General features: G+C 70.6%; 19 protein-coding genes and 1 tRNA gene. 18 read left to right on the top strand and 2 right to left on the bottom strand.

All coding sequences use genetic code 11. The features are described from left to right. Positions 1-217 precede the first annotated feature (217 nt). From OHT61_RS12470 to mycP, 12 genes are all read left to right on the top strand, one after another. Positions 218-778 carry a YqgE/AlgH family protein gene (locus OHT61_RS12470; RefSeq protein ID WP_329037818.1) on the top strand — a complete coding sequence of 187 codons (561 nt, stop codon included), beginning with the start codon at positions 218-220 and terminating at the stop codon, positions 776-778. Positions 779-808: 30 nt separating this feature from the next. Continuing rightward, complete coding sequence (locus OHT61_RS12465; RefSeq protein WP_329037814.1) at positions 809-1111, top strand: DUF3039 domain-containing protein; 303 nt, start codon at positions 809-811, stop codon at positions 1109-1111. Between the two features lie 316 nt (positions 1112-1427). After that, entirely contained in the window at positions 1428-2732 is a 1305-nt protein-coding gene (locus OHT61_RS12460; protein ID WP_329037812.1) for an extracellular solute-binding protein, read from the top strand. Between the two features lie 2 nt (positions 2733-2734). Beyond that, positions 2735-3706, top strand: a complete 972-nt coding sequence (locus tag OHT61_RS12455) for a carbohydrate ABC transporter permease (RefSeq protein WP_329037810.1) — start codon at positions 2735-2737, stop codon at positions 3704-3706. Next, on the top strand, positions 3703-4551 hold the full coding sequence (locus OHT61_RS12450) for a carbohydrate ABC transporter permease (protein WP_329037808.1): 849 nt from the start codon (positions 3703-3705) through the stop codon (positions 4549-4551). The genes OHT61_RS12455 and OHT61_RS12450 overlap by 4 nt, the downstream gene beginning before the upstream one ends. Before the next feature lies 1 nt (position 4552). Next, complete coding sequence (locus OHT61_RS12445) at positions 4553-6193, top strand: beta-N-acetylhexosaminidase (protein WP_329037807.1); 1641 nt, start codon at positions 4553-4555, stop codon at positions 6191-6193. A 248-nt stretch (positions 6194-6441) separates the two neighbouring features. Continuing rightward, the gene (locus tag OHT61_RS12440; protein ID WP_329037805.1) at positions 6442-7338 is read left to right on the top strand and encodes an FAD binding domain-containing protein; all 897 of its coding nucleotides are present in this window, start codon (positions 6442-6444) and stop codon (positions 7336-7338) included. Further along, entirely contained in the window at positions 7335-8876 is a 1542-nt protein-coding gene (locus OHT61_RS12435) for a 2Fe-2S iron-sulfur cluster-binding protein (protein WP_329037803.1), read from the top strand. Before OHT61_RS12440 ends, OHT61_RS12435 begins: the two co-directional genes overlap by 4 nt. A 79-nt stretch (positions 8877-8955) precedes the next feature. Continuing rightward, positions 8956-11286 (top strand): xanthine dehydrogenase family protein molybdopterin-binding subunit, encoded by a 2331-nt coding sequence (locus tag OHT61_RS12430; RefSeq protein WP_329037801.1) that lies wholly within the window; start codon positions 8956-8958, stop codon positions 11284-11286. A gap of 103 nt (positions 11287-11389) precedes the next feature. Further along, entirely contained in the window at positions 11390-11911 is a 522-nt protein-coding gene (locus OHT61_RS12425) for a hypothetical protein (RefSeq protein WP_329037799.1), read from the top strand. An 86-nt stretch (positions 11912-11997) separates the two neighbouring features. Beyond that, the gene (locus OHT61_RS12420; RefSeq protein WP_329037797.1) at positions 11998-13416 is read left to right on the top strand and encodes a hypothetical protein; all 1419 of its coding nucleotides are present in this window, start codon (positions 11998-12000) and stop codon (positions 13414-13416) included. 26 nt (positions 13417-13442) lie between these two features. Then, positions 13443-14813, top strand: a complete 1371-nt coding sequence (gene mycP, locus OHT61_RS12415; protein ID WP_443049414.1) for a type VII secretion-associated serine protease mycosin — start codon at positions 13443-13445, stop codon at positions 14811-14813. A 101-nt stretch (positions 14814-14914) separates the two neighbouring features. Here the strand turns inward: mycP and OHT61_RS12410 are convergent, their stop codons facing one another. After that, positions 14915-15340 carry a hypothetical protein gene (locus OHT61_RS12410; protein ID WP_329037793.1) on the bottom strand — a complete coding sequence of 142 codons (426 nt, stop codon included), beginning with the start codon at positions 15338-15340 and terminating at the stop codon, positions 14915-14917. 1299 nt (positions 15341-16639) lie between these two features. Here OHT61_RS12410 and OHT61_RS12405 point away from each other — a divergent pair. From OHT61_RS12405 to OHT61_RS12395, 3 genes are read left to right on the top strand one after another with little or no spacing between them, the layout of a single operon-like run. After that, entirely contained in the window at positions 16640-17077 is a 438-nt protein-coding gene (locus OHT61_RS12405; protein WP_329037791.1) for a hypothetical protein, read from the top strand. A gap of 32 nt (positions 17078-17109) precedes the next feature. Beyond that, complete coding sequence (locus OHT61_RS12400; RefSeq protein WP_329037789.1) at positions 17110-19461, top strand: hypothetical protein; 2352 nt, start codon at positions 17110-17112, stop codon at positions 19459-19461. Between the two features lie 35 nt (positions 19462-19496). Next, the gene (locus tag OHT61_RS12395) at positions 19497-20198 is read left to right on the top strand and encodes a hypothetical protein (protein ID WP_329037787.1); all 702 of its coding nucleotides are present in this window, start codon (positions 19497-19499) and stop codon (positions 20196-20198) included. Positions 20199-20384: 186 nt separating this feature from the next. Here the strand turns inward: OHT61_RS12395 and OHT61_RS12390 are convergent. Beyond that, positions 20385-20459, bottom strand: a tRNA-Cys gene (locus tag OHT61_RS12390). Between the two features lie 232 nt (positions 20460-20691). Here OHT61_RS12390 and OHT61_RS12385 point away from each other — a divergent pair. The 3 genes from OHT61_RS12385 (at position 20692) to OHT61_RS12375 (ending at position 25492) form a co-directional block, all read left to right on the top strand. Next, entirely contained in the window at positions 20692-22158 is a 1467-nt protein-coding gene (locus OHT61_RS12385) for an MFS transporter (RefSeq protein ID WP_329037785.1), read from the top strand. A gap of 226 nt (positions 22159-22384) precedes the next feature. Next, positions 22385-24166 carry a DEAD/DEAH box helicase gene (locus OHT61_RS12380; RefSeq protein ID WP_329037783.1) on the top strand — a complete coding sequence of 594 codons (1782 nt, stop codon included), beginning with the start codon at positions 22385-22387 and terminating at the stop codon, positions 24164-24166. Positions 24167-24850: 684 nt separating this feature from the next. Beyond that, complete coding sequence (locus OHT61_RS12375; protein ID WP_329037781.1) at positions 24851-25492, top strand: IclR family transcriptional regulator; 642 nt, start codon at positions 24851-24853, stop codon at positions 25490-25492. Positions 25493-25499: the final 7 nt, after the last annotated feature.

The raw sequence follows: 25499 nt of genomic DNA, 5'->3' as shown, positions 1-25499 counted from the left end.
GGGCTCGATCGCGTCATGGATCCGCCACAACACGTTCCGCTGCCCACTCCTAGCGGAGGGTCACCGTCCGGCTGCCGTGTCCGGACGCCCCCCGATCGTGCGCTCCCCGTGCGCCCGTGCGGCACCCGTGCGCCCTGAGCTGCGGCATGGGCCGCCGCCGCCGGCCGGAGTGCCGTGCGGTCCCCGCAGGGCGTGAAGATGCGGGATCATCTGTGCCATGACGGAGGTGTCCTCGCTCACAGGCCGGCTGCTCGTGGCGGCTCCCGCCCTGGCGGACCCGAATTTCGACCGCGCGGTGGTGCTGCTCCTCGACCACGACGAGGAGGGGTCGCTCGGCGTGGTCCTCAACCGGCCGACCCCGGTCGGCGTCGGCGACATCCTCGCGTCCTGGGCCGGCCTGGCCGGAGAGCCGGACGTGGTCTTCCAGGGAGGTCCGGTCTCGCTCGACTCCGCCCTGGGCGTCGCGGTGATCCCCGGGGACGAGGGCCCGCTGGGCTGGCGGCGGGTGCACGGGGCGATCGGTCTGGTCGACCTGGAGGCGCCCCCGGAACTGCTCGCGGCGGCGCTCGGCTCCCTGCGGATCTTCGCCGGGTACGCCGGCTGGGGCCCGGGACAGCTGGACGGCGAGCTGCAGGACGGCGCCTGGTACGTGGTCGAGTCGGAACCCGGTGACGTCTCCTCGCCGCGCCCGGAGGGCCTCTGGCGGGCGGTCCTCCGGCGCCAGCGCAGCGAACTGGCCATGATCGCGACGTATCCGGACGACCCTTCGCTCAACTGATGGCCGGAGCTTTCAGTACGCTTGGCAGTTATGAGCACTCTTGAGCCCGAGCGCGGGGCAGGTACGGGGACCCTCGTGGAGCCGACACCTCAGGTGTCGAACGGCGACGGTGACCACGAGCGCTACGCGCATTACGTCCAGAAGGACAAGATCATGGCGAGCGCCCTGGAGGGCACTCCCGTGGTCGCACTGTGCGGCAAGGTCTGGGTCCCGGGGCGCGACCCCAAGAAGTACCCGGTCTGTCCCATGTGCAAGGAGATCTACGAGTCCATGGGCGCCGGTGGCGACAAGGACAAGGGCAAGGGCGGCAAGGACAGCAGCGGCAAGAAGTAGCCCGCCGCCTCTCCGGACACCCGCCGGGGCTCCCCCGGTCCTCCCGGCGAGTCCGCCCCCGCCCGGTCCATCGGCCCCCGGGGCACGCGTCGTCGCGTGCCCCGGGGGCCGATCGCATGTCCGGGAGCCGTCCGGGCGGATGGTGAGGCCTCCCGCGGGCCGGTCCGCGGGTGCGTGTCGCGTGGACCGCGCGTGGTGGTCACAGAGTGGTGGAGACCACTTGTCGGCGTACCGCCACGCCCTTAGTCTCCTGCCAGTTGTGCAGAACGAAACGCGCGTTGCACATGATGCAACGCTTGACCGGTTGGGGTCCCGGATGAAGTTTTCTGCCCGAATCGCCGCTCCCGCAGCGGCTCTTGTGCTGGCGGGAGTCGCCGCCACCGGCTGCGCGCCGCAGACCTCCGACACCGGCGCGAAGGGGGACGAGAAGTCGGGGACCCTGCGTGTCTGGCTTTTCCAGGAGGTCGGCAACAAGCCCAAGGAGAAGGTCGTCGACGCCGCGGTGGCGGCCTTCGAGAAGTCCCACGAGGGCGCCGACGTCGAGATCGAGTACATACCCGTCGACACCCGGGCCCAGCGCGTCAAGGCCGCCTTCAATGACCCGAAGAGCGCGCCCGACCTCATCGAGTACGGCAACACCGACACCGCCGGCTACGTGAAGGACGGCGGACTCGCCGACGTCAGCGCCGAGTTCGCGGCCTGGGACGAGGCCAAGGACACCGACCCGGCCGCCAAGCAGTCCGTGACGGTGGAGGGCAAGGTCTACGGCGCGCCCCTGTTCGTCGGCGTACGCGCGCTGTACTACCGCACCGACGTACTCGGCGACCTCGGGATCGAGCCCCCGAAGTCGCAGGACGAACTGATCGCGACCGCGAAGAAGATCCACAAGGAGAAGCCCGGCCTGTACGGCCTCGCGGTCGGCGGCGCGTACACCTACGGCGCGATGCCCTTCATCTGGGCGCGGGGCGGCGAACTGGCCGAGGAGACGGGCGTGACCTACCGTTCCGCCATCAACAGCGAGAAGGCCCGGAAGGGCATCGAGGCCTACACCTCCCTCTTCGGCGACGACAACTGCCCGGCGGCCAAGTGCGCGGCCATGGGCGGCAACGCCACGGTCACCGCGTTCGCGGCCGGCAAGGCGGCCATGGCGATCGGCGGCGACTTCAGCCACGCCGCCGTCGATGCGGGCACCGTGAAGGGCAAGTACGCCGTCGTGCCGCTGCCCGGTGTCGAGGAGGGCTCGATCGCACCCGCCTTCGCGGGCGGCAACAACATCGGTGTGCTGAAGAGCAGTTCGCACCGCACGCTCGCCGTCGACCTCATGAAGTCGCTGACCGGCAAGAAGACGCAGGCCGAGATGTTCGACGCGATGGGCTTCCTCCCGACCTTCTCGGACGTGCGGGACACCGTCGCGCGGAAGGAGCCCTTCGTCGCCCCCTTCGTCGACTCGCTCGACGCGGGAGCCAGGTTCGTGCCCGCCTCCCCGGCCTGGGGACGGATCGACGCCTCCCTGGTCCTGCCGACGATGTTCCAGGAGATCGTCAGCGGCCGTAAGGACGTGGCCGCCGCCTCGGACGACGCGGCGAAGAAGATGGACGCGGCGTTCGCCGAAGCGGGCTGACGATGACCGCGAACACCACGGTGCGCAAGGCCACCGAACGGCCCGGGGCGGCCGGGACACCCTCCCGCCCGCCCCGGAACCGCCCCGCCTCGCCCGCGCTGCGGCCCGGCTGGACCCCGTGGCTGTACCTGCTGCCCGCCCTCGTGCTGCTCGGCGGGCTCCTCGTCTACCCGATCTACCAGCTCGGCCTGATCTCCTTCCTCGAGTACACCCAGGCCCAGGTCAGCGGCGGCGAACCGACCACCTTCCAGGGCTTCGGCAACTACGCGAAGCTCTTTTCGGACGGCCAGTTCTGGCAGGTGCTCCTCGCGACCGTGCTCTTCGCGGCCGCCTGCGTCCTCGCCACCCTGCTCGTCGGCTGCGCCCTGGCGGTCCTGCTGACACGCGTCCGCGCCCTGCCCCGCCTCGCGCTCATGATGGCCGCGCTCGGGGCCTGGGCGACGCCCGCGATCACCGGCTCGACCGTGTGGGTCTTCCTCTTCGACCCGGACTTCGGACCCGTCAACAGGGTGCTGGGGCTGGGCGACTTCTCCTGGACGTACGGCCGCTACAGCGCCTTCGCCCTGGTGCTCCTCGAAGTCCTCTGGTGCTCGTTCCCGTTCGTGATGGTGACCGTGTACGCCGGCATCCGCGCGATCCCCGGCGAGGTGCTGGAGGCCGCCGCGCTGGACGGCGCCTCGCAGTGGCGGATCTGGCGGTCGGTCATGGCGCCGATGCTCCGGCCGATCCTCACCGTCGTCACCATCCAGTCGGTGATCTGGGACTTCAAGGTCTTCACCCAGATCTACGTCATGACCAACGGAGGCGGCATCGCGGGCCAGAACCTGGTGCTCAACGTCTACGCCTACCAGAAGGCGTTCGCCTCCTCCCAGTACAGCCTCGGATCGGCGATCGGCGTCGTGATGCTGGTGATCCTGCTGGCCGTGACACTCGTCTACCTGCGCCTCGTGCGGCGCCAGGGGGAGGAACTGTGAGCGCACGCACGCTTCTGCGCGTCCGCCGTCCCGGGAGGCTCGCCGCGGAGACCGCGGCCCTCCTCGTCGCGGCCGCGGTCGCCTTCCCGCTGTACTGGATGGTGCTGTCCGCCTTCAAGCCGGCCGGTGAGATCCAGTCCACCCAGGCGCGCCCCTGGACCCTCGCCCCGTCCCTCGACTCGTTCCGCAGGGTCTTCGAACAGCAGGAGTTCGGCCGCTACTTCCTCAACAGCCTGCTCGTGGCCGGCACGGTCGTCGTGCTCTCCGCGCTGACCGCGTTCCTCGCGGCCACGGCCGTGACCCGTTTCCGGTTCAGGTTCCGCACCACCCTGCTGATCATGTTCCTCGTGGCGCAGATGGTGCCGGTCGAGGCGCTGACCATTCCGCTGTTCTTCCTGATGCGGGACTTCGGGCAGCTGAACACCCTGGGTTCGCTGATCCTGCCCCATCTCGCCTTCTCCCTGCCGTTCGCGATCTGGATGCTGCGCGGCTTCGTGAAGGCCGTCCCGGAAGCCCTGGAGGAGGCCGCCTGCATCGACGGGGCGAGCCGCACCCGCTTCCTGTGGCAGATCCTCTTCCCACTGGTCTTCCCCGGCCTCGTGGCGACCAGCGTCTTCTCCTTCATCTCGACCTGGAACGACTTCCTGTTCGCGAAATCGTTCATCATCAGCGACACCTCCCAGTCGACGCTGCCCATGGCGCTGCTGGTCTTCTTCAAACCCGACGAGAACGACTGGGGAGGGATCATGGCCGCTTCCACGGTGATGACCATTCCCGTGCTGGTCTTCTTCGTCCTCGTACAGCGACGCCTCGTCTCGGGACTCGGCGGAGCGGTGAAGGACTGACATGGACAACCTGATTCCCGCACCGGTGCGCACCGCCGGCGACGACAGCCGCGCATTCGTCCTCGACGACGCCACGACGCTGACCGCGGGCCCCGGCACCGAAAGCACCGGACGCTGGCTGCGCGGCACCCTCGGAGCCGCCTTCGCCCTTCCGCTCGCCCCCGCCCCGAAGGGGGCGGCGGGCAGCGCGAACACCATCGAGCTGCAGGTCGACCCCGCACTGGAGCCCGAGGGTTACCGGCTCGGCGTGGACGCCGTCCGGGGTGTACGGATCACCGGCGGCAGCGCCGCAGGGGTCTTCTGGGGGGCACAGACCCTGCGCCAGCTCCTCGGTCCCGAGGCATTCCGGCGGGCCCCGGTGCGCGCCGGCGCCGAAAGGCGGATTCCCCTTACGGAGATCGAGGACGCCCCGCGCTTCGGATGGCGCGGCCTGATGCTGGACGTGGCCCGCCACTTCATGCCCAAGGACGGCGTGCTGCGCATGCTCGACCTGCTCGCCGCCCACAAACTCAACGTCTTCCATTTCCACCTCACCGACGACCAGGGCTGGCGCATCGAGATCAAGCGCCACCCCCGGCTCACGGAGGCCGGCGCGTGGCGGGCCCGCACCAAATACGGGCACCGCGCATCCGAGTTGTGGGACGAGACACCGCACGGCGGTCACTACACCCAGGACGACATCCGCGAAATCGTGGCGTACGCCGCCGAGCGGCATATCCGCGTGGTCCCCGAAATCGACATCCCGGGCCACTCGCAGGCGGCCATCAGCGCGTATCCGGAACTCGGCAACACCGATGTCGTCGACACGTCCGCCCTTTCCGTCTGGGACACCTGGGGCATCAACCCGAACGTACTCGCCCCCACCGACAACACCCTGCGCTTCTTCGAGGGGGTCTTCGAGGAAGTGCTCGACCTGTTCCCCGCGGACACCTCGCCGTTCATCCACGTCGGCGGCGACGAATGCCTCAAGGACCAGTGGAAGGAGTCACCGGCCGCGCAGGCCCGCATGGCCGGACTCGGCCTGGCGGACGAGGACGAGCTGCAGTCCTGGTTCATCCGCCACTTCGACCGCTGGCTCACCGAGAGGGGCCGCCGCCTCATCGGCTGGGACGAGATCCTGGAGGGCGGGCTCGCCGAGGGCGCGGCGGTGTCGTCGTGGCGCGGCTACGCCGGCGGCGTGGCCGCCGCCGAGGCGGGCCACGACGTCGTGATGTGCCCCGAGCAGCAGGTGTACCTGGACCACCGTCAGGACGGCGGCCCCGACGAGCCGATGCCCATCGGCTTCGTGCGGACCCTGGAGGACGTCTACCGCTTCGAACCCGTCCCTCCGAGCCTCTCCGAGGAGGCCGCCGGACACATCCTGGGCGCCCAGGCCAACGTCTGGACCGAGGTCATGCAGGACCGGGCCCGGGTCGACTACCAGGTGTTCCCCCGGCTCGCGGCCTTCGCCGAGGTCGTCTGGTCGTCCCTCCCGGCGCCCGCCGAGAGGGACTTCGCCGGCTTCGACCGCCGGATGCGCACCCACTACGCCCGGCTCGACGCTCTGGGCGTCGACTACCGGCCGCCCTCCGGGCCCCTGCCGTGGCAACGCCGGCCCGGTGTCCTGGGTCGCCCGATCGAGGGACCGCCCCCGACCGTGTGACCGCTGCCGCCCCTCCGGCCAGGGGAACCGTATAAGTCGTACGAACTCGCTGAAGAGTAGCAATTCGTGCACGGGGCAGAACACCTGCCAAACGTGATTTTTCCCCTGGCCGGGGACGGAAACGCCCTTCGTGGACCCTCGCGTCGGGCCGCCCGGAAGATGTGCCAGAGTTGCCACGTCCCGGCCGTGAGCACGTACCGTACGGCGGACAGGCGGGACTGCCGGGACACCGGGAAGGGGCAGCTGGGTTGACCACGCACGCACCGCAGGCGATGCGGTCGGTAACGCTGCCGGCCTCGCTCGACGAGGCCGTGGCGGCTCTCGGCGCCATGCCCGCCGCCGTCCCCGTGGCAGGCGGCACGGACCTCATGCCCGCCGTCAACAAGGGGCAGCTGCGCCCCTCGGGACTCGTCGGCCTGGGCCGCATCAGCGAGATCCGCGGCTGGCACTACCAGGACGGCCACGCCCTCCTCGGGGCCGGCCTCACCCACGCACGCATGGGGCGGCCCGACTTCGCCGCCCTCATCCCCGCCCTGGCGGCCTCGGCGCGCGCCGCGGGCCCGCCCCAGATCCGCAACGCCGGAACACTCGGCGGCAACATCGCCACCGCGGCCCCGACCGGCGACGCGCTGCCGGTCCTGGCGGCCCTGGAAGCGGAGCTCGTCATCGCGGGCCCCGACGGCGCCCGCCGCGAGATCCCCGTCTCGCACCTGCTGGCGGGCCGCGAGATGCTCGAACCCGCCGAGCTGATCGGCTTCGTCCGCGTGCCGCTGCTGCACGCCCCCCAGGTGTTCCTCAAGGCCACCGGCCGCACCGGCCCCGGCCGCGCCACCGCCTCCGTCGCGATCGTCCTGGACCCCGCCCGGCGCGGCGTGCGCTGCGCGGTCGGCGCGATCGCCCCGATGCCGCTGCGGCCCCTGGAGGCCGAGCGCTGGATCGCCTCCCTGATCGACTGGGACGGCGAACGCGGCCTGGCCCCCGACGCGCTGGCCGCCTTCGGCGAGTACGTGGCCGCGGCCTGCATCCCCGACCAGGAACCACCTGAGGACGGGGGAGAAGCGCCCCCGCTCTCGCCCGCGATCCTGCACCTGCGGCGCACCGTCGCCGCGCTCGCCCGACGCGCGCTGGGGAGGGCACTGTCGTGAGCAATGAGGAGAACCCCGGGCAGCGGCACGGGCAGCCCGACCCCTACGCCGGCTGGGAGCCGACTCCGCAGGGCGGTGAGTACGACGCGGAGGCCACCGCCTTCGTCCACCTGCCCCCGGAGGACTTCCCCGACCTCGGGGGCGACCCGCTCGCCGCACCGGGACACAGCTACGTACCGCCGATGATCGTGCCGCTGACCCCGGCCGCCGGGCTCGACCCCTCGGCGACCGGCAGCTGGGTCCTGCAGACGCAGAGCCAGCAGGAACGCGCCGCCGAGCACGCCGCAGGTCAGGAGACCGCGGCGGAGGAGGTGCGGTGGCCGGACCCGAACCAGCAGCAGGAGCACTACCAGCAGCCGTACCCGGACACGTCGCAGTACGCGCAGACGTCGTCCACGACGGCCCACTGGAACTACACCGAGGCCGTGCACCCCGCCGAGCCCGAGCCGTCCCCCGAGCCCGCCGGACACACGGGCCAGTGGACGATCCCGGTCGCGGGCGGCGACATCCCGGAGGAGTCCGGCGAGTTCTCCGCCTCCGCGATGGCTTCGCAGTGGTACGCGGACACGCCCCCCGCCACCCTGCCCGGCGGGGCCCCCGCACCGTGGGCGACGCAGCAACCGGCCCACGAGGCGCCGGAGCCCGCCGCGGCCGAGGAGACGGCACCCGAAGCGCCGCACGAAGCCCCTGAGGAGCCGCAGGAGCCCACGGAGACGGCACCGGCGGCCGAGAGCACCGCCCCGGCCCCGGAGGCCCCCGCGGAGGGCCTGGCGACCCCCGGTGAGCCGGAGGAGCCCACCGCCGCCGTCGAGGAGCCGGCGGCGGAAGCACCCGCTCCCGACGCCGAGGCCGCCGAACCCGCGCCCGAGCCCGGGACCGTGCCGGCCGAACCCGCGCCGGAGCATGCCCCCGTGTCCGCCGACGAGCTCGCCGCCGTCCCCGTGGACGCGCCGAGCGAGCACCCCTCCGCCTCGTACGTCCTCCACGTGAACGGAGCCGACCGCCCGGTCACCGACGCCTGGATCGGGGAGTCGCTGCTCTACGTCCTGCGCGAGCGTCTCGGCCTCGCCGGGGCCAAGGACGGCTGCTCGCAGGGCGAATGCGGCGCCTGCAACGTGCAGGTCGACGGCCGCCTCGTCGCCTCGTGCATGGTCCCCGCCGCCACCACCGCCGGCAGCGAGGTCCGCACCGTCGAAGGCCTCGCGGTGGACGGCGAACCGTCCGACGTGCAGCGCGCCCTCGCCTCGTGCGGGGCCGTCCAGTGCGGCTTCTGCATCCCGGGCATGGCCATGACCGTGCACGACCTCCTGGAGGGCAACCACGCCCCCAGCGAACTGGAGACCCGGCAGGCCCTGTGCGGCAACCTCTGCCGCTGCTCCGGCTACCGGGGCGTGCTCGACGCCGTACGCGAGGTCGTCGCGGGCCGCGAAGCGGTGTCGGAGCCGGCGACGGGCACGCTGGACGACCTCGAACCGCGCATCCCGCACCAGGCCGCCCCCGGTGAGGGCGGCGTCCAGCACGAGGGAGACGTCCGGTGAACGCCGTGCCGTCCCCCGCACGACCGCTCACCACCACCACCACCAGCCGCCGCGGCGGAGCGAACGACAAGGAGGCGGCGTGACCAGCGACGCAGCCACCGCGACCAGCACGCGCACCACCCCGCAGGCCGAGGGCGCCGCACCGGAGCGGGAACTGCCCGCGCACGGCCTGGGCGCGTCGCTGCCGCCCGCCGACGCCCGCGCCAAGACCGAGGGCACCTTCCCCTACGCGGCCGACCTCTGGGCCGAGGGGCTGCTCTGGGCCGCGATGCTGCGCTCCCCGCACCCGCACGCCCGCATCCTGTCGATCGACACCTCGGCCGCCGCCCGGATGCCCGGCGTCCGCGCCGTCGTCACCCACGAGGACATCCCCGGGGACGGCGCGTACGGCCGCAGGGTCGTCGACCGGCCGGTGTTCGCCTCCGACCTCGTGCGCCACCACGGCGAGGCCATCGCCGCCGTCGCCGCGGACCACCCCGACACCGCACGGCTGGCCGCGGCCGCCATCACCGTCGAGTACGAGGTGCTCGAACCGGTCACCGACCCCGAGAAGGCCTTCGCCGCCGAGGCGCTGCACCCCGACGGCAACCTCATCCGCCACATCCCGCTGCGCTACGGCGACCCGGACACCGTGGGCGAGGTCATCGTCGAGGGCCTGTACCGCATCGGGCGCCAGGACCCCGCCCCGATCGGCGCGGAGGCCGGACTCGCGGTCCCCCGCCCCGACGGGGGCGTCGAGCTCTACACCGCGTCCACCGACCCGCACACCGACCGCGACCTCGCCGCCGCCTGCTTCGGTCTCGACCCCGAGCGCGTCAAGGTCGTCGTCACCGGCGTCCCGGGCGCCACCGGCGACCGTGAGGACCCCGGCTTCCAGATCCCGCTCGGCCTGCTCGCCCTGCGCACCGGCTGCCCGGTCAAACTGGCCGCCACCCGCGAGGAGTCCTTCCTGGGCCACGCCCACCGCCACCCCACCCTGCTGCGCTACCGCCACCACGCGGACGGCGAGGGCCGGCTGGTCAAGGTCGAGGCGCAGATCCTCCTCGACGCGGGCGCGTACGCCGATGCCTCCTCCGAATCCCTGGCCGCCGCCGTGGCCTTCGCCTGCGGCCCCTACGTCGTCCCGCACGCCTTCATCGAGGGCTGGGCGGTCCGCACGAACAACCCGCCCTCCGGCCATGTGCGCGGCGAAGGCGCCATGCAGGTCTGCGCGGCGTACGAGGGCCAGATGGACAAGCTGGCGGCGAAGCTGGGCATCGACCCCGTCGAACTGCGTCTGCGCAACGCCCTGTCCACCGGCGATATCCTGCCCACCAGCCAGACCGTGACGTGCCCCGCGCCGGTCGCCGAACTCCTGGGCGAACTGCGCGACTTCCCGCTGCCGACCCTCCCGAAGGACGCCCCGGAGGACGACTGGCTGCTCCCGGGAGGCCCGGAGGGCGCCGGTGAGCCCGGTGCCGTACGCCGAGGCGTCGGCTACGCGGTCGGCATGGTCCACATGCTCGGCGCCGAGGGAGCGGACGAGGTCTCCACGGCCACGGTCCGGGTCCACGACGGCGTCGCCACGGTGATCTGCGCGGCCGTCGAGACCGGCCAGGGCTTCACCACGCTGGCCCGGCAGATCGTGCAGGAGACCCTGGGCATCGAGGAGGTCCACGTCGCGGCGGTCGACACCGACCAGCCCCCGGCGGGCCCGGCGACGCACGGCCGTCACACCTGGGTCTCCGGCGGTGCGGTCGAACGCGCCGCCAAGATGGTCCGCACGCAGCTCCTCCAGCCGCTGGCCCACAAGTTCGGCATGTCGACCGAACTCCTCCAGATCGCGGACGGCAAGATCACCTCGTACGACGGTGTGCTGTCCACGACGGTCACGGAGGCCATGGACGGCAAGGAACTCTGGGCCACGGCCCAGTGCCGGCCCCACCCGACCGAACCCCTCGACGAATCGGGCCAGGGCGACGCGTTCGTGGGCCTCGCCTTCTGCGCGGTCCGCGCCGTGGTCGACGTCGACATCGAGCTCGGCTCGGTCCGGGTGGTGGAGATGGCCGTCGCCCAGGACGTCGGCCGGGTCCTCAACCCGTCCCAGCTCGCCGTCCGTATCGAGGCGGGCATCACCCAGGGCATCGGCGCCGCACTCACCGAGAACCTCCGCACCGCACGCGGTCTGATCCGCCACCCGGACCTCACCGGGTACGCGCTTCCCACCTCGTTGGACGCACCGGACATTCGCATCGTGAAACTGGTGGAGGAGCGGGACGTCGTCGCACCCTTCGGCGCCAAGGCGGCCTCCGCCGCACCGGTGGTGACCTCCCCGGCAGCCGTGGCGTCCGCCGTGCGGGCGGCGACCGGCCGCCCCGTCAACCGTCTCCCGATCCGGCCCCAGGCCGCGGTGGCCGCCGCGAAGTCCTGACGTGTGATTCACGTTGCACCTGCAACCCGGGGGTGCGGTGTGTCACCGGTGCTGACTACAGTGATCCCTGAAGTCGTGGCCGGCCGGATACGGGGAGGGTGCTGTGCTGCCGAGTGATGGAGTGAGCGCGGGACTGATGGCCGTGCCGGGCCTGGGAGTCACCACGGCGGCCGCGGCGGTCGAACTGGCCACGGAACTGACGTCGTTCACCAAGTTCCGCAACCGCGTCGACGAGATACTGGCAGACCTCAAGAAGTCTCCCGCCGGCGCCGCGCAGCTCGGCGAAGACCCCATGGTGCGGACCCAGTTCGGCGGCGGAGCCAACCAATGGGCCGAAGCCGCAAGCCTGTTCGCCTCCTACCAGACGGTCATCACCGAACTGGAAACGCTGTCGAAGTCCCTCTCGAACTCCATAGAGGGCATGAGCATCGCGGTTCTCGCCTCCCACAACGGCTACGAGAACCTGGACATCGATATCCGGCGCCGCATGCTCGCGATCTCGGACGACGCGAAGAAGCACTACGGCGGCGAGTACGACCCGACGAAGCCGGCCAAGCAGAGCGGGGACACGGGACCGGGGACGCCTGCGGCACCCTCGGACACCGCCGGCGTCGTGGGTACCTGATGACGACGAACACCGGCATGACGCGGGGATAGACGGGGGCTGGGATGGACCACAGGGAAGCAGGACAGGGCACACCGTTCGACAGCATGACGCACGAGACCATGCTGGCCTGGCTGGACAAGGCCAACAGCGGTGCGATCCAGAGCGCGTCGGACCGGCTGCTCAGCGCCGCCACGGAGATCCGCAAGATCGCGGAGGACCTCAAGGTCCGGCCGCAGACGGTCGAGTGGAAGGGCGAGGGCGCCACGGCCTTCCGCACCTGGGGCGCGGACCTGGCCAACGCGACGCTGCGCCTCGGCGACTACAGCGAGGGCGCGTCGAAGTGGCTGGCCCAGGCCTCCGACGCACTCGCCTCGGCCCAGGTCGCCATCCCGCGCACCGACGCGGGCGCCCAGGCGAACCTGGAAGCCGCGAAGGCCGCGCACAACGACCCGGACGCGTCGGCGGTCGAGAAGAAGTCCCTGGAGACGCTGCTCGCCGCCAAGGAGTCCAACCGCCAGGAGGCGGCTGCGGAGATGCGGAGGCTGGCGCAGTCGTACCAGTTCTCGGCCTCGCAGATGGACAGCCTGGAGCGGCCGGTGTTCCCGCCGCCGCCGGGGGAGTTCGTTCCTGACCGCAAGGAAACCATCGCCGAAGGCGAGACCTGGGAGCCTACAGGAAGCGGCTCCGGTGGACACTCGGGGTCAAGCAAGGCTGCTTATAGTCCTTCCACTTCGGTATCCGATACCAACGGGGTTCCCGGATCTTCGATCACTCATGGCTTTAAGGCTCCGGTCCACGCGGGCACACCCGTGGATATGGAGATCGACGGGGTGGCGACTTTGCCGCCAACTTCTGCCACCAATACGGTGACGCCGTCGGTGCCACCAACGACGGGCAACGCCGAAGGCGTCCTTCCCCCCAGCCCGATGAACACGCCACGGCCCTTCGGGGGCGGTCCAATTCCGCTTCAGGGCCCGTCCGCGGGTGGAAAAGCGGTGTCCGGACTCCGCCCACCTTCGCTGCCTGGCCAGGGCGGACTGACTGCAGGCCCTGCGAGCAGGCTGCCGCGTGATGGAGGGATCACTGGAGGCCGTCCCGTTGCGCAAGCCACTGGACGACCGACCGGCAGTCTGCCCCGTGGCACGGTCGTCGGCGGCGAAGGATCGCACGTTGGTCGTGCACCCATGGGGAATGGTGCTGGAGTGGGAGGCGCCGGAAGCAGCCAAAGTGGCATTGTCGGTGGCCGTCGCTTGGCTGGCGAGGCCGGCGGTGTGGTGGGAGGGCGTCCTCAACAGCCTGGCCGTACGAGCGGGCGCCCGTTCACACCCGGGGGCACGGGTTTGGTGCGAAACGCCGCGTCCTCTGGGGGCGGCCGTGGCGGCGGTGCGGGCGGTCGTGGTTTCTCAGTGCAGCGACCTGGCGAATCACGTCGGGCTGAGAGTGAGCGGCCGGATTACCTCGTTGAGGACGAGGAGACCTGGCAGCAAGGTAGCCGGCGCATCGTTCCGCCTGTCATCGACTGATTAGTCAGTATCTGCAAAGGATTCAGATGCGCAACAGCGGTACCGGAGTCGACCGTCGTCGAGTTGCAGTGTCCGCGCTACTCGGAGCGCTATTGGTGGGCGCCGTTCCTTCGACTGCACACGCGGATTCTGTCCGTTCGAACCAATGGCACCTGACAGCAATGAAGGCTGAGGAGATGTGGCAGACAAGCACCGGAAAAGGTGTAACTGTCGCTGTCATCGACACGGGTGTCGATTCTTCGAACCAGGATCTGCAGGGACAAGTCCTCGATGGCAGGGACTTTGCGTTGAGCGAAAAGGGTGACGAGCATACTGATCTTGGTACCCATGGCACGGGCATGGCTGCCTTGATTGCCGGAACCGGCGACGGTCGCGGTGGCGACGGCGCCTTCGGACTAGCTCCTGGTGCGAAAATTCTACCGATCAGGGTCCCTGACAAGGCTCCCAACCTTGCGGCTGACATCAAGCAGTTCAACACCCATGTGCCTCTCGCAATCCGCTACGCCGCTGATCAGGGGGCGCGGGTCATCAACGTCTCCTTGGCCATGAGCGAAGGATCCGAGCAGTTGACCGATGCCGTGAAGTACGCATTGGATAAGGGTTCCCTCGTATTCGCCGGTATGGGCAACGACGCCGAGAGCGTCAACGGGGTGAAGTATCCTGCTGCCACTCCCGGAGCCGTGGGTGTCGGCGCCATCGGTCAGGACCTGCGGAAAACCGGCGAGTCGCAGTTCGGCCCCCAGGTGGATTTGTCTGCCCCGGGCGAAGACATGATTCACGCTTGCCCAAGCGAAACCGGTTTGTGTAAGTCTCACGGCACCAGCGACGCCACAGCCCTCGTCTCCGCCTCCGCCGCTCTCATCTGGGCCAAGTACCCGGAATGGACCAACAACCAGGTCCTGCGAGTCCTGCTTAATACCGCAGGCGGGCCCACGAGCGGAGCCGACCGTAACGACTACGTTGGTTATGGTGTGGTCCGTCCCCGCATCGCCCTGAAAACCCCCGGCGACCCCGGCCCCGCAGATGAGTACCCGCTCCCGGATCTCGCGGCAGCCGCGACGCCGACGCCCTCTGCCGCGCCCTCGAAGGCGGCAGGCGGGTCCGAGGCGAGCGGGAAGCCGGCCGTTGCGGCTTCGGCGTCGGACGACGAGGGCGGGAGCACCGGTCTGTGGGTCGGGCTCGGCGTCGGGGCGGCAGCGCTCGTCGCTGCCGGGGTGGCTGTGGCAGTCGTACGATCCCGTCGGCGCAGCGCTGCTTCGGCAGCAGCCCCTGCGGTGCCGCCGTACGGCTATCAGCCCGCGCTAGGGGCTGCGCAGCCCCCATACCCGACCTACGCGCCGCCGACCGGCGCTCCCGGGCCGTACGACGGACCTCCGTCACAGGAACCCCGCGCCTGAGGTTCAACCCTCGCAAGCGGCGTCCGTGCTCGGGAGCCTTCAGGCGGCAGCTCGTCGTTGCCCAGTACGCGGAGCCCTCCGTGAGTTGGCTCCAGGGTCGCTCAGGGCAGGCGCATCAGGTCGCGGAGCATGCCCACGTGGGCTGCCACGTCGCGTACGACCGGCGGGGCGGCGGTGTCAGCTTCCCGGCTCGTGGTCCTGCACGGGCGGCACAGGCCGTCCGGGAGGGCCTCGGGGCGCCCCGGGGTCGCGCACTGGGTGCACTCGACCATGAGGCGGCGGATGGGCGGCTCAGCGGCCCGGGTAACCGTGGCAGGAGCCAGCTGAGGCGGAATCTTGTCCCGGAGGCGGCGGCGGAGCAGCCCGACCGGTGAGCCGATCTGTGCGGGGAGCCCGGAGGTGAGGGCATGCGTGAAGTACGCCGTGTCCACTCCACGCTCCAGCCATGCAGCGGCCAGTTCCTCCAGGGCGGCGCAGTCCGCAGCGGAGAGTGCCAGGCGCGGATCGGCTCGGCCGAGGAGCGCCAACGCGGAGTAGGCAGCGGAGTGTTGTCCCGGCTGTGCCCCGGCACCTGCGATCGAAGCGGGGGAAGGTGCCGAGGCCGAAGCAGGCACCGGAGCAGAGGCAGAAGCGGGGGCGGGAGGCGCCGCCGTCTGGACTGCTGCGGGCGGAGCCGATGAGGCTGCCGTTCGTGCTGCATCGGTCTCCAGGACCACAGCCGATGAGGCCGTTCGCGCTGCATCAGCCTCCGGGGCCGCAGCAGGCGTCACGTCATCCGCTACGGCCGGAGTCGGGACCCGCGCCGCGGCCGGGGCCGCCGTGGGCCCCGTGACCCGTGAAGGCGAGCCGTCGGACGTGCGGGCGGCTCGCTGTTGCGGGACCGCAACCGTTGGATTGGCCTGCTCCGTCCTGGCCCGGGTTCCCTCCACCTCGATGAACGCCGTCCACCATTCGTTGTCGCGGGCCGTGCGGGACCAGAAGGTCAGCGTGACCCACCGGACCTGGCCGCCCTGCAAGCTCGCAGGACACCGCGCATGCCGCAGATGACCGGCCACGCTCAGCGCCCGCAGAGCGCTGCCGACGGCGGCCTGCCCGTGCAGTGGGAGGGACTTGGCCAGCGACTTGATGTCCATCGCGGCGCCGTCGGGGAGGTGGTCCACGTAACCGGCGACATACCGCTCCCGCTCCGGGAGTGTCATGAAGTCGTCAAGGTGTGACGGGCGTTGGCCGGGGACCGTGCGCTTCCCGTAGCCGGGGTTCGCCCGGGCGTAGGGGCGTGAGGGTGCGGGGGCGCGGACGGCGGAGCTAGGGTGCTGGATAGCCACGAGGTCGCCTGTTTCGATCTTGAGGTGAGACCCCGGCCCGGTGCGACAACACCATGCCGGGGTCGTTCAGTTGTGGGCACCGTAGGCCTGCGCCACAGTCCGCTGCAAGCCGGTCACGATTAGTCATACTTGCTGGCCGTGACGGGGCTGGGTGGGGTGGGAGGGGTGGTTTCCTTCCAGGTTTTCCCTACCGGGTACTGACAGCGCTCGGGTCTCGGACCTCGTGTCCCGGTCCTCGGATCCCGAAGCTTGAGCGTCGGGATCGGTGTCCCGCTTCGACCCCTGAAAGAGTGAACGGGTCCGTCCCGAAGCTCGGCCCCCGAGCTTCGGGGGCCGAGCATCGCGACACCTCTTCCCGTTGGTCCGGTTACCTCTTGATGCGGGCGAAGTGTGAATTGCTCCCGGCCCGCGCCTGTGAGGGCGGACCCGGTAGCGTGAGTGCGTCAGTGAAGCCGGAGTCAGTGACTCCGGTGGCCTATACGGATAGGTACGGGGAAATTCGTGACGTTCGACGCAGAATGGGCGGCCCTTCGCGCGGAGTCGACACAGCGGGTCGACATGCGGCTCAACAGCGTCCCGGCGGACGGCGGCAGTGGCGGCGGCGGGCCGAGCAGCGCCGACCTCGCCGTCAATCAGGACAACCTCGGTGCCATCGGGCATGACGCGTACGGCCTGCGTACCCGGCTCTCCAAGGACGGCGACCACGCGCGCCCCTCGACCTTCGACGCGGCCATCGCGCTCACCAACGGCAATTTCACCAGTGGCTCCGCGCTGCTCAAGGTGCACGACCGCTGGAACACGCATATGAAGACACTGCTCGACGCGTGTGCCCAGATCTCCAACCACCTGGATTACTCCAAGGCCGCCCACGCGAAGGACGACGTTCAGATCGGCGGCGATCTGATTTCCGTCTCCAAGCTCAACGATTACCTGAAGTAGATCCTGAAAGCAGCGTCCGGGGGAGCACAGCAATGCCGAAATACGAGGACATCGTCGATGCCCCGGTCGCCAAGCTGAAGGCGGCGGCCGACGACTGGTCCGACATGGCCACGAAGCTGGACCGGCTTGCCGACGACGCCAGCGACGGCATGAAGGTCAAGGCTGACAAGGCGGAGTGGGAGGGTGCCAATGCCGGCGTCACCAGGGCCTTCATCGGCAAGACGGCCAAGGAGTTCAAGGACGCCGCCGCCGAGGCCAAGGGCGTCAAGCAGATCCTCGAGGAAGCCCACACGGCCATCAAGAAGGCCAAGGACGACCTGATCGATATCCGGGACCACGAGGGACCTGCGGCCGGTATGCACGTCGACGCCAAGGGCAAGGTCACCGCGCGGCATCCGGTGGAGGACATCCCTGTCGCTCAGCGCCACCACGACCCCGACTACCCGGACCTGCTGCGTCAGCAGAAGACGAACATCGCCGCGTGGCAGAAGAAGATCGACGCCATCGTGGAGGCTTGCGAGGACACCGACGTCACCTTCCGGAACACCCTCGAAGCGAACGTGACCGAGGGCAACGACTTCAGCGCCCCCACGTACACGAAGATGGACCAGGAGGAGGCCGCCAGGGCCGCAGCGCTGGCAGCCAAGGGCCGCGACATCACGCACACCGAACTTCAGGCCCTCAACGAGCTCCTCCACGACAACGGCAAGTCGCCGGAGTTCGCGAAGAACTTCTACGAGAAGCTCGGCCCCGAGAAGTCGCTCGCGTTCTTCGGGCAGCTCTCCACGGACACGTACGACTACGGCAAGGTCGACAAGGAACGCCTCAAGGACGTCCAGGCGCTCCAGAAGAACCTGGGCCTCAACCTGGCCACCGCCTCACACGACAAGGCCTTCGCCGCCGAGTGGGGCCCGGAGCTGCGCAAGCTCGGCACGGAGCGCATCCCGCTGGCGAAGCACGACTACGGCGGGCCGTTCGGCTACCAGTTGCTCGGCGGCATCATGCGGTACGGGAACTACGACGCGAAGTTCCTCAACCCCATCGCGGAGCACGTGGCGCAGCTGCACCAGAAGGACCCGTACATGTTCGCCGAGAACAAGGTGGTGAACAGCCCGTTCAAGAACCCGTTCAACCCCTCCGGAGTGAACGGGTCCGGCTACGACCCGACGGTCTCCATGCTGGAGGCGCTCGGCAACAGCCCGGATGCTGCGAAGCACTTCTTCGCCGACCCGCCGACGGCGTACAAGGAGGACGGAACCGTCGACACGGGTGCGGCGGCGAACCTTGGCAAGGACAAGGACGGGAAGGCGATCGAGAGCTACCTGGACTTCTTCGGCAACGAGAAATGGGAGTCGTACGGGGACGTCGACTCCCTGGACGAGAAGGAACTCAAGGCCTCCCTCAACTACATGCCGGACGCCCTGGGACACGCGCTGGAGGCGGCCACGCTCGGCTATCCGCACGATCATCCGGACGCCGGTGTGGTCAGGGACGCGGACAACGCGGTGGTCATGAAGCAGGTCATGGAGAAGTACGGGACGGACGCGGGGCTGCTCAAGCAGCAGGAGGCGATGGCGGACAGTCTCGGAACCATGGGTGCCGGGTACATCGACGACATCAACTGGTCGCTGGACAAGAACAACCCCGACAGCGTCTTCGCCCCGGGCAAGAACCCGGCGGGGCACCTCGACTTCTCGGACTCCCAGGAGCGCAACGGCAGGGACGCCGCACGTGGGTTCCTGAGTGTTCTGGGGCAGCACCCGGACGCCTACGCCACCCTGTCCAAGGCCGAGCAGGTCTACAGCACCAGTGTGCTGGAGGCCCAGGTGGGATCCGACGGGAAGATCGACACCGGGGCCGCGAGATCCACGGTGCACGTCGGTGCCGAGGTGCAGGGCATGCTCGACCAGTCGCGGGCGGACCAGGTGGAGGCCACGAACCTCAAGACCCACGAGGACTACGAGAAGGCTGTGGCGAAGCGGTCCGGCTGGATCGAGTTCGGGGCGACCGCGGGTGTCGCGGCCGGTGTCGCGTTCCTCCCGGCGACGGCAGCCGTGGGCGCGGCCGCGGTGCTCATCCCGCTGGCGACCGACACCGCCAGTGGCGCGGTCGAGCAGGTCATCGGGCAGGTGATCGGAGACATCTCCGACAACTCCGTGGATGAGCACAAGGAGAAGGTCGAGGAGCTGACCCGGGAGGAGAAGACCAAGGTCTACTCCGCCGGCGAGGGGATGGCCGAAGCTCCCATGGAAAAGTTTATGGCGCAACACGGCGTGGACATCAACGGCGACTTCGGGCAGGACCTCAAGGAATCCATGCGGGTCGGTTACGGAACCGGCAACGACCGCGAGAACCAGCAGGGCAGCGACCCGGAGACCGGCTGACCCGGTGGAGTGGTCGATGACGCAAAGGAATGCTGATGTTGATCGGTAGTAGGCGTAGCCGGGTAGCGCTGTCCGGCCTGGGCGTCGCGGCCGCCCTGATGGCGGGCGCGGTGGCTTGTGGATCCGGCGGCGGTGACGGCGAGAAGGACACGGAGCCGGCCACCGCAGCGAAATCCGTGGCGCCGGAGGAACTCTGCGGTGGTGCCGCGATCTCCGCCGGGGCCGGTAAGGGCCTGGAGGTCATCACCGGCTCGTCCGCATTCGAGGAGTCGGGCGCGAGGGCCACGGTCGCCGACGCCGCACGGGCTCTGAAGGAGACGTTCACGGGTTCCACGAGCGGCGAGGGTGACATCTGCCGGGTCCACACGCCCGAGGGTACGAAGGACGTCGAAGTCCGGATCACCTGGAACCTGTTGGGGGCGGGACCCGGTGATGCCGCGCCGGCGTCGAAGTACACCGTGCTGGACATGGGGGAGAGGGCGGGCGCCGCGGTGGACGGGGCGTTCGTCGACTTCGCGTGCCGGAGCGGGGAACTGTCGGGTCCCCAGGGATCACCGGCACACGTGGCCGTCAACGCCGAGCCCGGCGGAATGCCCACGGAGCCCGGGAGCGACGCCGAGGCGCTGAAGGGCGCCTACGCCACCGTCGTTCACTCCGTCTCTCTCGCCATGGCGCAGGAATTGGGTTGTGAGAGCGACGGCGGCCTCCCGAGGACCCCGGTGACGACGCGGAAGTAGCTGAGGCTGTCCCGGCGGAAAGCCGTCAGGCCCGGGACCGGTCGTCCGCCGGACCGGTCGTTCGTCCTGCCGAGGACCGGTCGTGCGGCGCCCGGTCCTCGGCAGGAATCCGGCACACGGAAACGGAAACGGAAACGGCCGCCCCCAAGTTCTGGAGGCGGCCGTTCCCGTTTCGGGTTCTCCCGCTGGAGGCCGTGACCGGAATCGAACCGGTGTAACTCGAGTTGCAGTCGAGCCCCTGAGCCTCTCGGGCACACGGCCGTGCGTTTGTTGATCTGCTGTCGACCGTACGTGCCGGGCGGGGCCGCCTCAAGGGTGTCGCGGGGGCTGCAATACGACTGCCACACCGCGTTCATGTCCGGTGGGCCGCCGAGAGGTGCCCCGCACCGGGCAGGGGCCCTCCCGGGCGGCTCGGTCGTACGTCGAAGGGACCAGCTCGATACCCGCCTTCCGACAGGGGTCAATGGGTGGATCGCCCCTTACTCTGGGGCTCATGACTGCCCTGGAACCCCATGACGCCGAGGTCACCGCCACCCTCGTGGAGACCACCGCGCCCGCCCCGGCGGAGGGTGTGCTGGGGCGGACGTACCGGGCGCTGAGCATCGGCATCGTGTCCGTCGTCCTGCTCATCGCCTTCGAGGCGACCGCCGTCGGTACGGCGATGCCGGTGGCGGCCCGGGAGCTGGACGGCATCCCGCTCTACGCGTTCGCGTTCTCCGCGTACTTCACCACCAGCCTCTTCGCGATGGTGCTCTCCGGGCAGTGGGCCGACCACCGCGGTCCGCTCGCCCCGCTGGCCACCGGCATCGGGGCCTTCGGGGCGGGGCTGCTGCTCTCCGGTACGGCGGGGAGCATGTGGATGTTCGTCCTGGGCCGGGCCGTCCAGGGCGTCGGCGGCGGGCTGGTGATCGTGGCGCTGTACGTGGTCATCGGCCGGGCCTACCCGGAGCGGATCCGCCCGAGCATCATGGCCGGGTTCTCGGCGGCCTGGATCGTCCCGTCCGTCGTGGGTCCGCTCGCCTCGGGGACGGTGACCGAGCACCTGGGGTGGCGCTGGGTCTTCGTCGGCATCCCGGTGCTCATCCTCCTGCCGCTGGGTCTCGCACTGCCCGCGATACGTCGGATGGCGGGCGGGCCGGCCGACACGCGGGCGGCGGCGAAACCGTACGACCGGCGGCGCATCCGGCTCGCGCTGGGGATCTCGCTGGGCGCCGGGCTGCTGCAGTTCGCCGGGCAGGAACTCCGCTGGGCGTCGCTGGTTCCGGCCGTCGCCGGCGCGGCGCTGCTCGTCCCCGCCGTACGCGGGCTGCTGCCCCGGGGGACCGTTCGGGCCGCGCGTGGTCTGCCCGCGGTGATCCTGCTGCGGGGGATCTCGGCGGGGTCGTTCATCGTGGCCGAGTCCTTCGTCCCGCTGATGCTCGTGACCCAGCGCGGGCTGTCCCCGACGCTGGCCGGGCTCTCGCTCGCGGCGGGCGGTCTGACCTGGGCCCTCGGCTCGTACGTGCTGGCCCGGCCCCGGCTGGAGCCGCACGGCGGCGCGCTGATGGTGGGGGGCATGGTGCTGGTCGCCCTGTCCATCGTGGCCGCGCCGAGCGTGCTGATCGAGTCGGTGCCGGTGTGGACCTTGGCGGTGGTCTGGGGCGTCGGCTGCTTCGGCATGGGCATCGTGATCGCGTCGACGAGCGTGCTGCTGCTCAAGCTGTCGGCCCCGCAGGACGCGGGGGCCAATTCGGCGGCGCTCCAGATCTCCGACGGTCTCGCCAACGTCCTGCTGCTCGCCGCGGGGGGCGCGGCGTTCGCCGCCCTCGGCGGCGGCGCGGTCGGAGCGGCGGCGCACGGAGCCGTGGGCGGCGGCACGGCGGCGGCGCACCCCGGCGCGTTCACCGTCGTCTTCCTGCCGATGGCGGCGGTGGCGCTGGTGGGGGTGTGGGTGGCGAGCCGGGTGCGGGAGCGGGCGTGAGGCCCCGTGGGTGACGAGGGACGGACTCCGTGGGCCGGGGAGGCGCCGGGTCCGCCGCAGGGGTGGTGCCTGTGAAGAGCGTCTCAGCGCCACCCGGCGGCGGCTCGGGCATAGGGGGTTCCGAGGCGCCCGCCGGTAGGGTGGCCCGGTTGTCGTATCGCGTACGTGCCCGTCCCGGCCCGTGCGGACACCGCCCCACGTACCCGAGTGCCCCGAACCGGAGACCGTGACTACTACCGCCTCCCACCACCTCTCACCCGCCTTCCCCGGCCGGGCCCCCTGGGGCACCGCCGGCAAGCTGCGCGCCTGGCAGCAGGGTGCGATGGAGAAGTACATCCAGGACCAGCCGCGCGACTTCCTCGCCGTCGCGACGCCGGGCGCGGGGAAGACCACCTTCGCGCTGACCCTCGCCTCTTGGCTGCTGCACCACCACGTGGTGCAGCAGATCACCGTCGTGGCGCCCACCGAGCACCTGAAGAAGCAGTGGGCGGAGGCCGCGGCCCGCATAGGCATCAAGCTCGACCCCGAATACAGCGCGGGACCCGTGAGCAAGGAGTACCACGGGGTCGCGATCACGTACGCCGGAGTCGGCGTGCGTCCCATGCTGCACCGCAACCGGTGCGAGCAGCGCAAGACGCTCGTGATCCTCGACGAGATCCACCACGCCGGTGACTCGAAGTCATGGGGCGAGGCGTGCCAGGAGGCGTTCGACCCGGCGACCCGGCGGCTCGCCCTCACGGGTACGCCCTTCCGGTCCGACACGAACCCCATCCCGTTCGTGGCGTACGAGGAGGGGAACGACGGCATCCGGCGTTCCTCGGCCGACTACACCTACGGTTACGGCAACGCGCTCTCCGACGGTGTCGTGCGTCCCGTGATCTTCCTCAGCTACAGCGGCAACATGCGCTGGCGCACCAAGGCCGGTGACGAGATCGCGGCCCGGCTCGGTGAGCCGATGACCAAGGACGCCATCGGGCAGGCCTGGCGTACGGCACTCGCGCCGACCGGCGACTGGATCCCCAACGTGCTGGCCGCCGCCGACAAGCGGCTCACCGAGGTCCGCAAGGGCATCCCGGACGCCGGCGGGCTGGTCATCGCGACGGACCAGGAGTCGGCGCGCGCCTACGCCAAGATCCTGAAGTCGGTCACGGGGGAGAAGCCGACCGTGGTCCTCTCCGACGAGAAGGCCGCGTCGAAGAACATCGACAGGTTCAGCCAGGACGGGTCGCGCTGGATGGTCGCGGTCCGGATGGTGTCGGAGGGCGTCGACGTGCCGCGCCTCGCCGTCGGGGTGTACGCGACGACCATCTCCACCCCGCTGTTCTTCGCCCAGGCCGTCGGCCGTTTCGTGCGGTCGAGGCGGCGCGGCGAGACCGCCTCGGTGTTCCTGCCGACGATCCCCATGCTGCTCGACTTCGCGAACGAGATGGAGGTCGAGCGCGACCACGTGCTCGACAAGCCTAAGAAGGGCAGCGACGAGGAGAACCCGTTCGCCGAGGAGGACCAGCTCCTGGCGGACGCGGAGAAGCTGGAGGACGAGGAGACCGAGGACCAGCTGCCCTTCGAGGCGCTGGAGTCCGACGCCGTCTTCGACCGGGTGCTGTACGACGGCGCCGAGTTCGGCATGCAGGCGCACCCGGGCAGCGAGGAGGAGCAGGACTACCTCGGCATCCCCGGCCTCCTCGAACCCGACCAGGTCCAACTGCTGCTCCAGAAGCGGCAGACCCGGCAGATCGCCCACAGCCGCCAGAAGCCGGCCGCGGAGGCCGACCTCCTGGAGAAGGCGGCGGAGGACCGGCCCGTCGTCACGCACAAGAAGCTGCTGGAGCTGCGCAAGCAGCTCAACACGATGGTGTCGGCGTACACCCACCAGAGCGGCAAGCCGCACGGGGTGATCCACACCGAGCTGCGGAGGGTCTGCGGCGGGCCGCCGAGCGCGGAGGCCACGGCCGGGCAGATCCAGGACCGGATCAAGAAGGTCCAGGAGTGGGCAACCCGGATGCGGTGACCGGCAGGCGGGCCGTCGGGGACCTGAGGGCCCGGTGCGTGGGGACACCCCGTGCCGGGCCCGTTCCGTGGGCGGGGTCCGTGAGCGGGATCGCGAGGGTCAGCGAGCCGGATCGCGAGGGTCCGCGAGCGGGATCGCGAGGGTCTGTAAGCGGGTCCGCGAGGGGCCGTGAGCGGGAGATCGCGAGCGTCCGTGAGTGCGCGACCGTGCGGCGCCGTTCCGTGCGGAGCTCGCCACTCCGGTCGAGGTCCGCCGCCCCGCGCCCGCCCCGCTCCCGTGGTGCGCCGGGGCGCGCGGGGCCCAGCAGGCGCCGGTCGTGTGCCGGATGCGGGAAAATTCTGCGGCCGATATTTCACAGTGAGTTAACACACGTTCACACGTGTTGCACGGAGCGTCGCCGCGGAGTCACCCGACCTGGACGCGCGTAGATGTTCGCGTTCCGGACGGTTTCGCGCTGACCGGCGGTTATGCCGCCGCGTTCCGGAGGAGGACCGGATTCTGGACGAGGTCTTCCGCTGAGCGGACCCGCTCGCTAATGTCCCCGAAACATGAACGCCCCGTGGCAGTGTGGCCGCGGAGCGCAGCCGGTGCCATGGCCAGTCGGCGGCCTCTCGGTGCGTCGCCGTGGGACCGGCGTCGGCATCTCCGGAGAACCGCCCCGCTCACCACGAGGGAGAGGGCGTCGTGACCGCGGAGACTTCTCAGACGCTCGACCGGGGACTGCGTGTCCTCAAACTGCTCGCCGATACCGACCACGGCCTCACCGTCACCGAGTTGTCCAACAAACTCGGCGTGAACCGCACGGTGGTCTACCGATTGCTCGCCACCCTGGAACAGCACGCCCTCGTCCGGCGTGACCTGGGCGGCCGGGCCAGGGTGGGGCTCGGCGTACTCCGCCTGGGCCGGCAGGTGCACCCGCTCGTCCGGGAGGCGGCGCTGCCCGCGCTTCGCTCCCTGGCCGAGGACATAGGGGCCACCGCCCACCTCACCCTGGTCGACGGCGCGGACGCCCTCGCGGTCGCCGTGGTCGAACCGACCTGGACCGACTACCACGTGGCCTACCGGGCCGGTTTCCGGCACTCGCTGGACCGGGGCGCCGCGGGCCGTGCCATCCTCACCGCCCGGCAGAAGACCGCCGACCACCCCGGCTACACCCTCACCCAGGGCGAACTGGAGGCCGGGGCCTGCGGGGCCGCCGCACCCCTGGTCGGGGTCTCCGGGGTCGAGGGCAGCGTGGGGGTCGTGATGCTCGCGGACGCCGTACCGGAACGGGTCGGACCGAGGGTCCTCGACGCCGCCCGGGAGGTCGCGGACGCCCTGCGGTGAGCGCTGC

The sequence above is a fragment of the Streptomyces sp. NBC_00178 genome (assembly GCF_036206005.1).
Classification (GTDB): Bacteria; Actinomycetota; Actinomycetes; order Streptomycetales; family Streptomycetaceae; genus Streptomyces.
This window is presented reverse-complemented; position numbering and strand designations above follow the sequence as displayed.

Bases quoted from the DNA above. Each gene is read 5' to 3' on its own strand.
- OHT61_RS12470 (WP_329037818.1), top strand. From the start codon at position 218: ATGACGGAGGTGTCCTCGCTCACAGGCCGGCTGCTCGTGGCGGCTCCC.
- OHT61_RS12465 (WP_329037814.1), top strand. From the start codon at position 809: ATGAGCACTCTTGAGCCCGAGCGCGGGGCAGGTACGGGGACCCTCGTG.
- OHT61_RS12400 (WP_329037789.1), top strand. From the start codon at position 17,110: ATGCCGAAATACGAGGACATCGTCGATGCCCCGGTCGCCAAGCTGAAG.
- mycP (WP_443049414.1), top strand. From the start codon at position 13,443: ATGCGCAACAGCGGTACCGGAGTCGACCGTCGTCGAGTTGCAGTGTCC.
- OHT61_RS12385 (WP_329037785.1), top strand. From the start codon at position 20,692: ATGACTGCCCTGGAACCCCATGACGCCGAGGTCACCGCCACCCTCGTG.
- OHT61_RS12455 (WP_329037810.1), top strand. From the start codon at position 2,735: ATGACCGCGAACACCACGGTGCGCAAGGCCACCGAACGGCCCGGGGCG.
- OHT61_RS12395 (WP_329037787.1), top strand. From the start codon at position 19,497: ATGTTGATCGGTAGTAGGCGTAGCCGGGTAGCGCTGTCCGGCCTGGGC.
- OHT61_RS12460 (WP_329037812.1), top strand. From the start codon at position 1,428: ATGAAGTTTTCTGCCCGAATCGCCGCTCCCGCAGCGGCTCTTGTGCTG.
- OHT61_RS12420 (WP_329037797.1), top strand. From the start codon at position 11,998: ATGACGCACGAGACCATGCTGGCCTGGCTGGACAAGGCCAACAGCGGT.
- OHT61_RS12445 (WP_329037807.1), top strand. From the start codon at position 4,553: ATGGACAACCTGATTCCCGCACCGGTGCGCACCGCCGGCGACGACAGC.